Annotated in this window: 13 protein-coding genes; all 13 read right to left on the bottom strand. The window is 71.8% G+C overall.

Annotated features, from left to right (window positions below; genetic code table 11):
- Window positions 1-8: 8 nt before the first annotated feature.
- Window positions 9-251 carry an ATP synthase F0 subunit C gene (gene atpE / locus ACFVGO_RS05700; RefSeq protein WP_030302757.1) on the bottom strand — a complete coding sequence of 81 codons (243 nt, stop codon included), beginning with the start codon at window positions 249-251 and terminating at the stop codon, window positions 9-11.
- A gap of 89 nt (window positions 252-340) precedes the next feature.
- Complete coding sequence (gene atpB / locus ACFVGO_RS05695) at window positions 341-1,153, bottom strand: F0F1 ATP synthase subunit A (protein WP_359899962.1); 813 nt, start codon at window positions 1,151-1,153, stop codon at window positions 341-343.
- A 285-nt stretch (window positions 1,154-1,438) separates the two neighbouring features.
- On the bottom strand, window positions 1,439-1,882 hold the full coding sequence (locus ACFVGO_RS05690) for a hypothetical protein (RefSeq protein WP_359899964.1): 444 nt from the start codon (window positions 1,880-1,882) through the stop codon (window positions 1,439-1,441).
- 297 nt (window positions 1,883-2,179) lie between these two features.
- A complete protein-coding gene (locus ACFVGO_RS05685) occupies window positions 2,180-3,469 on the bottom strand; it encodes an MraY family glycosyltransferase (RefSeq protein ID WP_359899966.1) in 1,290 nt (429 codons plus the stop codon).
- Window positions 3,470-3,641: 172 nt separating this feature from the next.
- The gene (glyA, locus tag ACFVGO_RS05680; RefSeq protein ID WP_380348658.1) at window positions 3,642-4,922 is read right to left on the bottom strand and encodes a serine hydroxymethyltransferase; all 1,281 of its coding nucleotides are present in this window, start codon (window positions 4,920-4,922) and stop codon (window positions 3,642-3,644) included.
- 140 nt (window positions 4,923-5,062) lie between these two features.
- Entirely contained in the window at window positions 5,063-5,704 is a 642-nt protein-coding gene (locus tag ACFVGO_RS05675) for a protein-tyrosine-phosphatase (protein WP_355252781.1), read from the bottom strand.
- A 32-nt stretch (window positions 5,705-5,736) separates the two neighbouring features.
- Window positions 5,737-6,384: an L-threonylcarbamoyladenylate synthase gene (locus ACFVGO_RS05670; protein WP_359899969.1), complete on the bottom strand. Its 648-nt coding sequence runs from the start codon at window positions 6,382-6,384 to the stop codon at window positions 5,737-5,739.
- 222 nt (window positions 6,385-6,606) lie between these two features.
- Window positions 6,607-7,473 (bottom strand): peptide chain release factor N(5)-glutamine methyltransferase, encoded by an 867-nt coding sequence (gene prmC, locus ACFVGO_RS05665; protein ID WP_359899971.1) that lies wholly within the window; start codon window positions 7,471-7,473, stop codon window positions 6,607-6,609.
- A 58-nt stretch (window positions 7,474-7,531) separates the two neighbouring features.
- Window positions 7,532-8,608, bottom strand: coding sequence for a peptide chain release factor 1 (prfA, locus tag ACFVGO_RS05660; protein WP_359899973.1), 1,077 nt, complete (start codon window positions 8,606-8,608; stop codon window positions 7,532-7,534).
- Between the two features lie 132 nt (window positions 8,609-8,740).
- The gene (rpmE, locus tag ACFVGO_RS05655) at window positions 8,741-8,962 is read right to left on the bottom strand and encodes a 50S ribosomal protein L31 (RefSeq protein ID WP_030057539.1); all 222 of its coding nucleotides are present in this window, start codon (window positions 8,960-8,962) and stop codon (window positions 8,741-8,743) included.
- 138 nt (window positions 8,963-9,100) lie between these two features.
- Complete coding sequence (locus tag ACFVGO_RS05650) at window positions 9,101-10,249, bottom strand: LCP family protein (RefSeq protein WP_380348655.1); 1,149 nt, start codon at window positions 10,247-10,249, stop codon at window positions 9,101-9,103.
- Between the two features lie 140 nt (window positions 10,250-10,389).
- Entirely contained in the window at window positions 10,390-12,504 is a 2,115-nt protein-coding gene (rho, locus tag ACFVGO_RS05645; protein WP_380630923.1) for a transcription termination factor Rho, read from the bottom strand.
- A gap of 603 nt (window positions 12,505-13,107) precedes the next feature.
- The gene (gene thrB, locus ACFVGO_RS05640) at window positions 13,108-14,046 is read right to left on the bottom strand and encodes a homoserine kinase (RefSeq protein WP_380630922.1); all 939 of its coding nucleotides are present in this window, start codon (window positions 14,044-14,046) and stop codon (window positions 13,108-13,110) included.
- Between the last annotated feature and the right edge of the window lie 338 nt (window positions 14,047-14,384).

Genomic DNA, 14,384 nt, shown 5'->3' with positions numbered 1-14,384 from the left:
GGCGGGGATTACTTGGGGCCCTGGCCGAAGACGAACGGCATGACGATGCCGATGAGGGCGAGCGCCTCGGTCAGCGCGAAGCCGATGAACATGTTGGAACGGATCAGGCCGGCGGCCTCGGGCTGACGGGCCATCGCCTGGACGCCGTTGCCGAAGATCAGACCGACGCCGATGCCGGGGCCGATCGCGGCGAGGCCGTAGCCGATCGAAGCGACGGAACCGTAGACGCCGACCTCAGCGAGCATGCTCATTGCAATGTGTCCTTTGCGGGGATGGTGTACCGGTGGTGATTGGCCACCGGGCGTTCCGGGGGTGGTTCAGGAGGGCCGAGGGCCCAGGCTCAGTGCGCCTCTTCCAGGGCACCGGCGATGTAGCTGCTGGCCAGCATCACGAAGATGTAGGCCTGCAGGAACTGGACCAGCAGCTCGAAGGCGGTCAGGCCGACGGCGACGACGAACGAGGCCGAGCCGTACAGCGCGCCCAGGGAGGGGCTGAGCAGGTACCAGGAGGCGACGGAGAACATCACGACCAGCAGGTGGCCGGCGAACATGTTCGCGAAGGCTCGGACCGCGAGCGTGAACGGGCGCACGAAGATGTTCGAGAAGAACTCGATCGGCACCAGGATGAACATGACCCAGCCGGGGATGCCCGAGGGCCAGCAGAGGTTCTTGAGACCGCCGACGAAGCCGTGCTTCTTGAAGGTCAGCGTCATGTAGGTGATCCACACGACCGCCGCGAGGCCGGCCGGGAACGCGATCGCCGCCGTCACGGGGAACTGTGCGAACGGGATGATCGACATGATGTTCATCAACCAGATGAAGAAGAACATCGAGACCAGCATCGGGACGTACTTCTCGCCCTTTTTGCCGATCGTCTCCAGGACGATGGAGCGCTTGACGAAGTCGTAGCCGATCTCACCGACCAGCTGCAGCTTGCCGGGGACCAGGCGCGGCTTGGCGAAGGAGGCCCAGAAGAACACGACGACCAGGAGCGCGACGATGATCGACAGCAGCATCGGCTTGTTGAAGTCGACGCTGCCGATCGAGAAGATCGGCTCGAACTGGAACTCGTTCAGACCCGGGGCCGGGAAGCCACAGCCAGCGTCCCCGAAGTGGCAACTGCCTGAGGCGAGGGACGTGAGTTCAGCACTCACCGCGGACTCCTTCGTCGTGACGCATGGATACGGCAACCTCGGTGTGTCGGCGTGGCCTGCGGCCACGGAACGGCACTGGAACTTGATGGGTTTCTCGCCGACCCCGCGCGCCGGCGCACTGCACCACAGCGGGATCATCGAAGAATGCGCGGATCCGGGGGGCGATCCGTCCGCTGTCCGGACAGACCTGGCCTCTTCCCGTACTCCGTTGTTGCGACGGACGATAGCAGCCCGTCAGCGCGGCATAAACACCGCCCCCCTCATTGGGGGGACAGCTGGGCCTCGTCACTGTTGACGCCCCTTGTCGGAGGGCTTGTCGCCCTTCTTTTCGGAGGCGTCGGGGTCGACGTAGAAGGTCTTGGCCTTGAGCGCACCACGCACCTGGAAGCCCGTCCAGATCAGGGCGCAGCCGAGCAGGGTGAAGGCGAAGGCCTGCCGGTTGAAGAGATCGGTGTTCTTGAAGACCGCGAGCACGATGCCGACCAGCAGGATCTGCGTGGTGTACACCAGCAGCGCCGCGGCCATCATGATCTGCGGGTTCGACCTGGTCAGCCGGTCGAGCGCGAACTGGCCGGAGGCGAAGAAGGCCATCACGAGCAGCGCGCCGAAGAGGGCGCCGAGCAGGCCCTTCCCCCCGGCGACGGCGAAGGAGATCGCCATGGCGATGATCCCGGCGGCCGCAGTGGGAATCGCGGCGCCTCGGAGGATCCGGGCGTCGGTGGACGGCATGTCGGCAGCTCCGGCGGCATGTCGATGTGGCGGGGGACGGGCACAGCGGTGGCGGGTGACACCGGACCGAGGCATCGCCGCGGGCCGCCCATCGGAACGGCGGGCCCGGTGAGGGAGACCGACAGGGACGGAAGTCATCCACCTGTCAGGTCTTTCGGCGTGTTCTCGGTACTCGTGAACGGTATCACAAACTATTTGATGAGAGCTTTACCATGAATATGTGGCACCTGTCACACCAACGGCGCAACGGATCCGCCATTCGAGTGAACGCCATCCGATGGACCCTCAACTCCCTTGTCAGTGGCGACCGGTGGCCTTGTGGTGGGGGCCGACCGCGGTGGAGCCCACGCCCGAGTCCCGGCCGGCTTCACCGAGGAGTTGCTTGTCCTTCGCCGACAGTTCGGCCATCGGACCGCTCTGCTGCCGACGGTAGCGCGGGGGGACGAAGGACTGCACCGCCCGCGGGGCGCGCGGCCGGAACCGCGGGGTGAGCAGCACCACCAGGCCGACCAGGCAGAGCCCGGCGAGCGTCAGGACGACGGTGCGGCCGGTGTTGGTCACCGAGAAGGCCACCGAACCGAAGGCGATCAGCGCGGCCCAGAAGTACATGATCAGTACGGCGCGGCTGTGCGAGTGACCCACCTGGAGCAGCCGGTGGTGGAGGTGGCGCTTGTCCGCGGCGAACGGGGACTGGCCGGCCCAGGTGCGGCGCACCACCGCGAGCAGCAGGTCGGCCAGCGGCAGCGCGATGACCGTCAGCGGCAGCAGCAGCGGGATGTAGATCGGCACCAGGGCGTGCACGGCGGCGGTCTGCGAACCGGTCTCGTTGCTGATCAGGTCCGGGTCGACCCGGCCGGTGATCGAGATCGCGGCGACGGCCAGCATCAGGCCCAGCATCATCGAGCCGGAGTCGCCCATGAAGATCCGCGCGGGGTGCATGTTGTGCGCCAGGAAGCCCAGGCACATGCCGATCAGCAGCACGCTGAACAGCACGGCGGGGGCCGCGTCGGTGATCGTGTAGCCGTACCAGAGCCGGTAGCTGTACAGGAAGAAGGCCATCGCGGCGATGCAGACCATGCCGCCGGCCAGGCCGTCCAGGCCGTCGATGAAGTTCACCGCGTTCACCATGACGACGACCAGGGTGACCGAGATGACCATGCCCTGGGTCGGACTGACCGCGACCGGGCCGACACCGGGCACCGGGAGGGTGATCACCGTGACGCCCTGCCAGACCATCACGCCGGCGGCGATCATCTGGCCGCCGAGCTTCACCAGCGCGTCCACGCCCCACTTGTCGTCGAGGACCCCGAGCAGGAACATGATCCCGGCGCCGGACAGCAGCGCGCGGATGTCCGTGCCCTGCGAGAACACCTTGCTCAGGTTGTCGAGCTGGGAGGCGACCAGGATGCCCGCGCACAGTCCGCCGAACATCGCGATGCCGCCGAGCCGCGGCGTGGGCTCGCGGTGCACGTCGCGGGCGCGCACCGGCGGCATGGCGCCGGCCGCTATGGCGAACTTCCGGACCGGGCCGGTCAGCAGGTAGGTGACGGCGGCGGTGCAGAACAGCACCAGCAGATACTCACGCACCACTGGCCTCCTGCATCACTGTCGAACGGGGAAGTACCGAAGGTACTCCCCTGCCTTCCCGGGGTTCGAGGTGCGTCGCCACGGCACACACCTTATTGAGTCGGACGCCGGGACCGTGCATCGCGGTTCGCCCTCCCGGGTAGGAGATCCGGATACCCGCGGAGAACCTCCGTCAGCCACGGTCGGCGAAGGCCAGCGCCAGCTCCCGGACCCGCGCCGCGGCGGGGGCGACCGCGCCCCCGTCGAGCACCCGGGCGATCAGCCCGGCGATCTCCGTCAGCTCGGCCTCCCCCATCCCCTGGCTGGTCACCGTGCCCGTGCCCAGCCGGATGCCGGAGGCCTCGGCGGCCGGCGCCGGGTCGTACGGCAGCGCGCACTTGCCGAGCAGCAGCCCGGCCGCCGCGCAGCGCCGCTCGGCCTCCGCTCCGGTCACCCCGAGCGGGCTCACGTCGGCGGTCACCAGATGGGTGTCGGTGCCGCCCGTCAGCGGGCGCATCCCGGCCTCCGCGAGCCCGCCGGCGAGCGCCCGGGCCCCGGACACCGCCCGCTGCGCGTACGCCCGGTACGCGGGCCCGGAGGCCTCCGCGAGGGCCACCGCCTTGCCGGCCACCTCGTTCATCGCCGCGCCGCCCTGGCTGAACGGGAACACCGCCCGGTCGATCCGCTCGGCCAGCTGCGCGGTGCACAGCAGCAGCCCGCCGCGCGGACCGCGCAGGAGCTTGTGGGTGGCCGCCACGGTGACGTCCGCGTACGGCACCGGGGAGGGCGCCACCCCGGCCGCGATCAGCCCGGTGGTCTGCGCGGCGGAGGCGATCAGATAGGCGTCCACCTCGTCGGCGATCTCCCGGAACGCCGCCCAGTCCGGGTGCCGGGGGTGCGAGATCGAGCCCGCCACGATGGCCTTGGGGCGGTGCTCCCGGGCCAGGTCGCGGACCTGGTCGAGGTCGATCAGCCCGTCGCTCTCGCGCACGCCGTAGCCGGTGAAGGCGAACCAGCGCCCGGAGAAGTTGGCGCGCGAGCCGCAGCTGAGGTGGCCGCCGTGCTCCAGCGACATCGCCAGCACTCCGTCGCCGGGCCGCAGCAGTGCCGCGTACGCCGCCAGCATCGCCGAAGTCGCCGACCGCGGCTGGACGTTGGCGTGCGGGGCGGCGAACAGCTCACGGGCCCGGTCGATCGCCAGCAGCTCGGCGGCGTCCGCCAGCGCGCAGCCGGTGTGGTGCCGGCGGCCCGGGTAGCCCTCGGCGTACTTGTCGATCAGCGGGCCGGTGAGCGCCGCCAGGACGGCGGGGGTGGTCAGGTTCTCCCCCGCCAGCAGCTGGATCGTTTCGGCGCGCCGCTCGGCCTCCGCGGCCAGCAGGTCGGCCAGCTGGGGATCGGCCCGGTGCAGCGCCTCGGACACCCAGGGGCGCCCGGTCGTCGTGGTGGGGTCGGTCGCGGCATCGGTGACGGTCATGGCGGGGCTCCCGGGCGCTGCGGGGACTGTGTCACCCAGCGTAGGACCGCCGACCGCGCCCGGCCCGCCGAGCCACGGCCGGACGGCCCCATTCAGCGCCTCGGCGCCCGCCCGCGGGCCGTCGGCGCGGCGCGGGGACGTCAGCGCGGCGCGGGGACGCCGGTGAGCGCGGTGACCACCGGGTCGACCGCGTGGAATATCTCCTCGCCGCAGTTGCGGAACATGCCGATCGGCGCCCCGTACGGGTCGTCCAGCTCGTCCGACTCCGGCGTGGCGGCCAGCAGCCAGCCGCGCAGCGCGGCGGCCGCCCGGACCAGCGCGCGGGCCCGCTCGGTGACGTCGGCGCCGCGCCGGGGATCCGGCAGGGTGCCCGGGTCTATCGTCCGCACCAGGCGGGTGAACTCCTTCAGCGTGAAGGTGCGCAGCCCCGCCTCGTGACCCATCGAGATCACCTGGGCGCGGTGGTCCAGCGTCGCGGTGAGCACCAGATCGGCCTCGACCACGTGCTCGTCCAGCAGCTCGCGGCCGGTGAAGCCCCCGCTGTCGGCGCCGTACTCGTCGAGCACGGTCGCGGCGTGGTCCTCCATCGGCGCGCCCTCGTGGCCCCAGGTGCCGGCGCTCTCGACCAGGATCCGCCCGGCCACCCGGGGGCTCAGCCGGGTGTCCAGCTCACGCCGGGTCAGCCGCTCGGCGATCGGCGAGCGGCAGATGTTCCCGGTGCAGACGAACAGGATCCGGAAGTGGTCCAGCGGCCTGGGGCCCACGCTCAGGTACGGCGCTATGCCCGGCCCGGCGTGGAGCGAGGCGGTGGGCGTCAACTGCCGGCCTCCAGGTCGGGGACGACCTCCCTCAGCTGCTCGACACTGATCGCGCCGGCCCGCAGCAGGACCGGGACCTTGCCGGTGACGTCGACGATCGACGAGGTGGCGGAGTCCTCGGCCGCCCCGCCGTCCAGGTAGACCGAGATCGCGTCGCCGAGCTGGGCCTGGGCCTCGTCGCAGGTCAGCGGGGGCGTCCCGCCGATCCGGTTGGCGCTGGAGACGGCCAGCGGGCCGGTGGCGTTCAGCAGCTCGATGGCGACCGGGTGCAGCGGCATCCGGACCGCGACGGTGCCGCGGGTGTCGCCGAGGTCCCAGCGCAGCGAGGGCTGGTGCCGGGCGACCAGGGTGAGCCCGCCGGGCCAGAAGGCGTCGACCAGCTCCCAGGCCTGCTCGGAGAAGTCGGTGACCAGGCCGTGCAGGGTGGTCGGCGAGCCGACCAGCACCGGCGAGGGCGTGTTGCGGCCGCGGCCCCGGGCGGCCATCAGCTCCGCGACGGCCTCCGGGGAGAAGGCGTCCGCACCGACCCCGTACAGGGTGTCGGTGGGCAGCACGACGAGTTCGCCGCGGCGGACGGCCGAGGCGGCCTCGCGCAGACCGGTGGCGCGGTCCCCGGCATCGGCACAGTCGTAGCGGCGGCTCATCGGTGCGGTCCCCTTCCGGAGTGGCTCATGGCAGTCACTACGGCCGCCACTGTGGTCACAGCGCGGCCTTGCGCGCTGTCGTACAGCGCTTGGTGTTCACGACCCGACCCTCCGGGCGGTCGTACTGCGCCCGACTGTTCACGACCCGACCCTCCGGGCGGTCGTACTGGGCCCGATTCTTCACGACCCGACCCTCCGGGCGGTCGTACTGCGCCCGACTGTTCACGACCCGACCCTCCGGGCGGTCGTGAAGCGCGGCCGGTTGTTCAGGTCGCGGTGGTCGGCGGTGTCCGTCCAGCCGTGTTCCTCGTTGAAGATCCACGGCACCTGGCCGCCCTGCTGGTCGGCGTGCTCGATGACCACCGCGCCGCCCGGGCGCAGCAGTCGGGCCGCGACCCGCTCGATGCCGCGGATGGTGTCCAGGCCGTCCTCGCCGGAGAACAGCGACATCTGCGGGTCGTGGTCGCGGGCCTCCGGCGCGACGTACTCCCACTCGGTGAGCGGGATGTACGGCGGGTTGGAGATGACCAGGTCGAAGCGGCCGTCCCAGGAGCGGTCGTCCTCGAAGGCCCTGGTGGCGTCACCGGCGTGCAGGGTGACCCGGGCGCGGTCCGGGCTGGCCTCGATGTTGCGCCGGGTGTACTCCAGCGCGCCCTCGTCCAGTTCGAAGGCGTGCACGGTCGAGCGCGGCAGTTCCTGGGCGAGGGCGAGGGCGATCGCGCCGGAGCCGGAGCACAGGTCCACCACCAGCGGCTCGGCCACGTCCATGTCGCGCACCGCGTCTATCGCCCACTCGACGACCGTCTCGGTCTCCGGCCGGGGCACGAACACCCCGGGGCCGACCTCCAGTTCGAGGTAGCGGAAGAACGCCCGCCCGGTGATGTGCTGGAGCGGCTCGCGCGCCTCGCGGCGGGAGACGGCCTCCCAGTAGCGGGCGTCGAAGTCGGCGTCCTTCACCGTGTGCAGCTGGCTGCGCTTGACGTTGTGGACGTAGGCGGCGAGCTCCTCCGCGTCGAAGCGCGGCGACGGCACGCCGGCCGCGGCCAACCGCTGGGTGGCCTGGGCCACCTCGGCGAGCAGCAGGTTCATCCGTACGACCTCTTGTTTCTCCGGCTCCGGGCGAAACGCGGGCTGGGGCGCGCCGGTCTCAGTTCTCTTGGGCCGCGGCGAGCTTGGCCGCCGCGTCCTTGTCGACGCAGGACTGGATCACCGCGTTCAGGTCGCCGTCCAGGACCTGGTCCAGGTTGTACGCCTTGAATCCGGTGCGGTGGTCCGAGATGCGGTTCTCGGGGTAGTTGTACGTGCGGATCCGCTCGGAGCGGTCCACGGTGCGGACCTGGCTGCGGCGCGCGTCCGAGGCCTCCCGCTCGGCCTCCTCCTGCGCGGCGGCCAGCAGCCGCGAACGCAGGATGCGCATCGCCTGCTCCTTGTTCTGGAGCTGGCTCTTCTCGTTCTGGCAGGACGCCACGATACCGGTCGGCAGGTGGGTGATCCGGACCGCGGAGTCGGTGGTGTTGACCGACTGGCCGCCGGGGCCGGAGGAGCGGTAGACGTCGATCCGCAGGTCGTTGGCGACGATCTCGACCTCGACCTCCTCCGCCTCGGGGGTGACCAGCACGCCCGCCGCGGAGGTGTGGATGCGGCCCTGCGACTCGGTGGCGGGGACGCGCTGCACGCGGTGCACGCCGCCCTCGTACTTCAGCCGGGCCCAGACGCCCTGGCCGGGCTCGGTGCTGCCCTTGGTCTTCACGGCCACCGAGACGTCCTTGTAGCCGCCGAGGTCGGACTCGTTGGAGTCGATGAGCTCGGTCTTCCAGCCGACCCGCTCCGCGAAGCGCAGGTACATCCGGAGCAGGTCGCCGGCGAACAGCGCGGACTCCTCGCCGCCCTCGCCCGCCTTGATCTCCAGGATGACGTCCTTGTCGTCGCTCGGGTCGCGCGGCACCAGCAGCAGCCGCAGCTCCTCGGTGAGCTCGTCCCGGCGTGCCTCGGAGTCCTTCACCTCGGCGAGGAACTCCGGGTCCTCGGCGGCGAGTTCACGCGCGGCCTCGATGTCCTCGCCGGCCTGCCGCCACTGCCGGTAGACCCGGGTGATCGGGGTCAGCTCGGCGTACCGCTTGGCCAGCTTGCGGGCGTTGTTCTGGTCGGCGTGGACGGACGGGTCGGCCAGCCTCGTTTCGAGGTCGGCGTGCTCGACGAGGAGCTCTTCGACTGCCTCGAACATGGGGTGGCCTTCTTCCCGGGGACTCGGAAACGTGTGGGGGGTGGGGAACTCGCGGGGGGACGCGAACGGCGCCGGCCCCCAGCGCCCCCGACAACGAGTACGGGGGCACCGGGAACCGGCGCCGAGGGAGCGCTAGGCCTTCGCGCTGTGCTGCTTGCCGAAGCGGGCCTCGAAGCGGGCCACGCGGCCACCGGTGTCGAGGATCTTCTGCTTGCCGGTGTAGAACGGGTGGCACTGCGAGCAGACCTCGGCGCGGATCTCGCCACTGGTCTCGGTCGAGCGGGTGGTGAACTCGGCACCGCAGGTGCAGGTCACACGGGTGACCACGTACTCGGGGTGAACGTTGGGCTTCAAGGGGTTCTCCTAGGTTTCGGGAGGGCACCGGGTCGGCGGCTGGAGCGCCGCACGTGAACCGGGACCGACGGACCAGTCTGCCAGGACCGGCCGCATCTTCCCAAACCGGGTCGCGTTCCGGGATATTCCGGGCGCCCCTCAGTGTGCCGTTCCGGCCTTCGGGGTGGCCTTCGGGGTGGCCTTCCCGGTGCCCCGCGCGGCCGCCGAGGGGGCCGCCGAGGGGGTGGCCGTGGGAGCCGCCTGGGCGGGGTTCTCCGGCTGCGCGGAGACGACCGCCGACGGGAACGCCTGGTCGGCCTTGAGCGCCCCCCAGACCTGCCCGGCCTGCGGCTGCTGCTCGACCACCCGGTTCGGGTCGCCGGGGGCCGTCTCCACCGGCAGGGTGACCATGCTCAGCTGGTCCGGGCCTATCCCCTTGAGCTCCTGGGCGAGCCCGACCAGCGAGTTCACCGAGCCGAGCGCGGAGTCGGTGGTGATGCTCCTGGTCACGGTGTCGCCGATCGACCACAGCTTGACCGGGTTGGTGAGCATCCCGTTCCCCCCGACCTGCTGCAGCAGCGACTTCACCATCTGCTTCTGGAGCTCGATCCGGCCGAGGTCGCTGCCGTCGCCGACGCCGTGCCGGGTGCGCACGAAGGCCAGTGCCTGCCGGCCGTCCAGGTGGTGCTCGCCGGGCGGCAGGTCGAGCCCGCTGTCCTTGTCGTGGATGGCCACCGCGGTGGTCACGGTGGCCCCGCCCATCGCGTCCACGACCCTGGCGAAGCCGGCGAAGTCGATCTGCAGGTAGTGGTCCATCCGCAGCCCGGTGAGCTGCTCGGTGGTCTTGACGGCGCAGACCGCTCCGCCGCTCTCGAAGGCGCTGTTGTACATCGCGCGCTTGGCGCCGGGCACGGTCCGGCCGCTCGGGTCGGCGCAGTCGGGGCGGGTGACCAGGGTGTCGCGCGGGATCGAGACGACCTGGGCGCGGGAGTGGTCCTGGTTGATGTGCACCACCATCGCGGTGTCCGAGCGGGCGGTGTCGCCGGTGTCCCCGCCCGCGATCGAGCCGTTGTCCCCGCCGCGCGAGTCGGAGCCGAGCACCAGGATGTTGAAGGAGCCGTCGGTGGCGGCCGGCGGCCGGGCGTCGCCGAGCCGGGCGTCGATGTCGACGCTCTTGATGTTGCCGTTGAGCCTGAACCAGGCGAAGAGGGCCGCGCCGGCGCCGAGGACGACGAGCGCGACGAACGCGCAGGCGGCCGTCCGCAGGACTCTGCGGCGGCGCCCTGGAACCCTCTTGTGTTCGGCCATACGGTCCAGAGTAAATCGGACAACATGATCCAAACGCCCTCAAGTTGTCCCGACTCTGGAACAAACCGGGCCGGACGCACGGAACCCCGGACCGCTCGCGCGATCCGGGGTTCCGTGCTCGGACAACCGTCCGGCTACGGTCAGTCGTTGGAGCCGGGGGTGGTCTTGGCGATCTGCATCAGGAACTCGGCGTTGCTCTTGGTCTGCTTCATCTTGTCCAGGAGCAGCTCGATCGCCTGCTGCGAGTCGAGCGCGTGCAGCACCCGGCGCAGCTTCCAGACGATGGCCAACTCCTCGCTGCCGAGCAGGATCTCCTCCTTGCGGGTGCTGGAGGCGTCCACGTCGACGGCCGGGAAGATGCGCTTGTCCGAGAGCTTCCGGTCGAGCTTGAGCTCCATGTTGCCGGTGCCCTTGAACTCCTCGAAGATCACCTCGTCCATGCGCGAGCCGGTCTCGACCAGCGCGGTGGCCAGGATGGTCAGCGAGCCGCCGTTCTCGATGTTGCGCGCGGCACCGAAGAACTTCTTCGGCGGGTACAGCGCGGTCGAGTCGACACCACCGGACAGGATGCGGCCGGAGGCCGGCGCGGCCAGGTTGTAGGCGCGGCCGAGACGGGTGATCGAGTCCAGCAGGATGACCACGTCGTGGCCCAGCTCGACCAGGCGCTTGGCGCGCTCGATGGCCAGCTCGGCGACGGTGGTGTGGTCCTCGGCCGGGCGGTCGAAGGTCGAGGAGATGACCTCGCCCTTCACCGACCGCTGCATGTCGGTGACCTCTTCCGGACGCTCGTCGACCAGGACGACCATCAGGTGGCACTCGGGGTTGTTGTGGGTGATCGCGTTGGCGACCGCCTGGAGCACCATGGTCTTGCCGGTCTTCGGCGGCGCGACGATCAGACCGCGCTGGCCCTTGCCGATCGGCGACACCAGGTCGATGATCCGGGTGGTCAGCACGCCCGGGTCGGTCTCCAGGCGCAGCCGCTCCTGCGGGTAGAGCGGGGTGAGCTTGTTGAACTCGGGGCGGCCGCGGCCGCTCTCCGGGTCCATGCCGTTGACGGAGTCCAGCCGCACCATGGCGTTGAACTTCTCGCGGCGCTCGCCGTCCTTGGGCTGGCGCACCGCGCCGGTGATGGCGTCACCCTTGCGCAGGCCGTTCTTGCGGACCTGGGCGAGCGAGACGTAGACGTCGTTCTGGCCCGGCAGGTAGCCGGAGGTGCGCACGAACGCGTAGTTGTCGAGGATGTCGAGGATGCCCGCGACCGGGATCAGGACGTCGTCCTCGCCGATCTGCGGCTCGGCGGGGCCGGCCTCGAAGCCCTCGCGGCCGCGACGGCCACGGCGGTCGCGGTAGCGCCCGCGCCGGCCACGGCGGCCGTCGCCGAACTCGTCGTCGTCGTAGCCGCCCTGCTGGACCTGCGGCTGCTGGACCTGCTGGGTCTGGCGGCCCTGCTGCTCGGCCTGGCCGCCCTGCTGCTGGCCGCCGCCCTGCTGGGACTGGCGGTCGGTGCGGTCGGTGCGCTCGCGGCGGTTGCGGCGGTCGCGGCGCGACTCGCGGCCGTCGGCGTCCTGGGCCTCGCCGGCCTCCTGGCGCTCGGTGCGCTCCGCGCGCTCGGGGCGGTCGCCGCCCTCGCGGCGCTCGCGCCGCTCACGGCGGTCGCGACGGCTCTCGCGGCCGTCCTCACGGCCCTCGAAGCCGCGGGTCTCGGCCGGGCGGGCCTCGGCCTGCTTCGGCTCGGCGACCGCGACGGTGGCGGCCTCGGCCGGGGCCTCCGCGACCGGGGCGGTGGGCGCGCCGGCGGCCGAGGTGGCCCGGCGGCGAGTGCGCTCGGTACGGGCGGGCGCGGCGGTCTCGGCGGCGGCCTGGACCGGGATCTCGATCTGGGCCTGCGGCTCGGCGGCGGCCGGAGCCTCGGCCGTCTTGGCGGCGGCCTTGGTGCGGCGGGCCGGCTTCTCGGCCGGGGCCTCGGCGTCCGCCTTGGCGGCGGTGCGCTTGGCGGCCGGGGCGGTGCCACCGGCGGCGAGCAGCGGGTCCCCGCCGCTCTTCTCCTTGATGGTCTCGATCAGCTGGCTCTTGCGCATGCGTCCGGTACCGGTGATGCCAAGGTCCGCGGCGAGCTTCTGCAGCTCGGCCAGGACCATGCCGTCCAGGCCCGCGGCGGCGCTGCGGCGGCGCCGGGCCGGGGCAGCGGGGGCGGCGGCTGCGTCCGACGCCTCGGCGTCCGGGCGCGCGCCCATCAGATCGGTGGAGTCGCTCACTAAGGGTCCTTCCCTGGAGCGGACGTCGGCCTGTCTGGCTCGGCGACCGGTTGTGCTGTCCTGACCAACGCTCGACTGCGTCGGTCCGAGGCGGTGATCCCTCGAATGGCGGGAGCCCGTCGAGGGAGAGCTACGTACGAGGTGCGGTGCTTGAAGCACGGTGGTGCTGAGTGGCGCGTGGGCCGGTCGTGTGTCGACCTCCCCTGAGGGCGTAACCCCCACGCTCCCTGCGAATCCCGGGCCCCCGTCGCGTGACGGTGGCCCGCGCTCCGCCCGTCCTGGCCTCAAGGTGGGAGGCCGCGGGTGGGAGTCAGGTGCCGTCACGGCTTCGGGATGCGGCCGCGTGTCGCGCAGGCAGGCTGCGTACGCGCTGCGGTGGGCTCCCGGAGAATCGTCGCCCCGTGCATCGCCGGGACTCCACTGCCGTGGAGTGCTGGGATCGGGACGCGGCGCACCTAGCCCCGGAGGGCACCTGGTGCAGCAATGAGGTTAACACTACCGACCCCCTCAGACATTCCCCAGCCTTGCGCTTGCCAATCGTGTCCGCCGGACCCGGCTCGGCAGGGTGCCGGCGCCGGGTCCCGAGCGGCCCGTTCGGGCTGCTCAGACGTCCAGCGGGAGCACGACGGCCCCGGTGCGGTCGACGTCCAGCCGGTGCGCGGCGAACGCCGGGTCGCCGCCGTGGCCGTGGTGCCCGGCGAAGGAGAGCACCTTGTCGGCGCCCGCCTCGTCGGTCAGCGCCAGGACGGTCGGGCCGGCCCCGGAGATGACCGCGGGGACGCCCTCGGCGCGCAGCGCGCCGACCAGGGCGGCGCTGTCCGGCATCGCGGAGGCGCGGTAGTCCTGGTGCAGCCGGTCCTCGGTGGCGGCGAGGAGCAGCTCGGGGCGCCTGGTCAGCGCCTCCACCAGCAGTGCGGAGCGGCCGGCGTTGACGGCCGCGTCGGCCAGCGGGACGGTCCTCGGCAGCAGTCCGCGCGCGGTCTCGGTGAGCACTTCGCCGGCCGGCACGAACACCACCGGGACGACGTGCTCGGACGGCTCCAGCGCGACCGCCTTGGCCGACTCCTCGTCGGTCCAGGCGATGGTGAAGTTGCCGCGCAGGCAGGCCGCGACGTTGTCCGGGTGGCCCTCCAGCTCGGAGGCGAGGGCCAGCAGCGCGTCGTCGTCCAGCGCGGACGGGCCGCCGATGGTCACCGCGCGGGCGGCCACGATGCCGGCGCAGATGGCGGCCGAGGAGGAGCCGAGGCCGCGGCCGTGCGGTATCCGGTTGGCGCAGACCACTTCGAGGCCCCGCGGCTGGCCGCCGAGCCGGTCGAAGGCGGCGCGCATCGAGCGGACCAGCAGGTGGCGCTCGTCGCGCGGCAACGTGTCGGAGCCCTCACCGGCGATGTCGACGGAGAGGCCGGAGTCGGCGACCCGGACGACGACGTCGTCGTACAGACCCAGCGCGAGCCCGAAGGCGTCGAAGCCCGGGCCGAGGTTGGCGCTGGTCGCGGGAACCCTGACCCGGACGGCGGCGGCACGGAACGCAGGACCGGCCATGCGGTGGACTCTCCTGGGGAAATCGGGCGGCGCGGAGCGCGTCGTCGGTGCGAGGGCGGGGAACGGACCGCGGCCCCTCGGGGGGCGGGCGGTCGCGACGGTCGGCGCGGCCCGGACCCGCCGGGCCCGGGGCATGTGCCACACGGCCGAGGCCAGAGTATCGAAGAGAGGTTCCCCAGCGGTACACCCCGTGGGCCTTCGATCTGGTGTGTTGCCGGTTCTGGCCGGAATGCACACCCCCCTCCGTCAAAGGGAGGGGTGGAAACGGATCGCAATGCGCAGCCCAATTGACACAAAAGTGTCAGTCGGGAACTCCGACGGGCCGACCCCCGAAAGGG

This window comes from Kitasatospora sp. NPDC057738 (genome assembly GCF_042798815.1).
GTDB lineage: Bacteria > Actinomycetota > Actinomycetes > Streptomycetales > Streptomycetaceae > Kitasatospora > Kitasatospora lactacystinica.
The sequence above is the reverse complement of the archived record's forward strand: the minus strand, read 5'-3'. Positions and strand labels throughout refer to the sequence as shown.

Excerpts from the sequence above, each read along its gene's own strand:
- atpE (WP_030302757.1), bottom strand. The coding sequence starts at position 251 with ATGAGCATGCTCGCTGAGGTCGGCGTCTACGGTTCCGTCGCTTCGATC.
- ACFVGO_RS05690 (WP_359899964.1), bottom strand. The coding sequence starts at position 1,882 with ATGCCGTCCACCGACGCCCGGATCCTCCGAGGCGCCGCGATTCCCACT.
- glyA (WP_380348658.1), bottom strand. The coding sequence starts at position 4,922 with ATGACCGTCACCGATGCCGCGACCGACCCCACCACGACGACCGGGCGC.
- ACFVGO_RS05670 (WP_359899969.1), bottom strand. The coding sequence starts at position 6,384 with ATGAGCCGCCGCTACGACTGTGCCGATGCCGGGGACCGCGCCACCGGT.
- prmC (WP_359899971.1), bottom strand. The coding sequence starts at position 7,473 with ATGAACCTGCTGCTCGCCGAGGTGGCCCAGGCCACCCAGCGGTTGGCC.
- prfA (WP_359899973.1), bottom strand. The coding sequence starts at position 8,608 with ATGTTCGAGGCAGTCGAAGAGCTCCTCGTCGAGCACGCCGACCTCGAA.
- ACFVGO_RS05650 (WP_380348655.1), bottom strand. The coding sequence starts at position 10,249 with ATGGCCGAACACAAGAGGGTTCCAGGGCGCCGCCGCAGAGTCCTGCGG.
- thrB (WP_380630922.1), bottom strand. The coding sequence starts at position 14,046 with ATGGCCGGTCCTGCGTTCCGTGCCGCCGCCGTCCGGGTCAGGGTTCCC.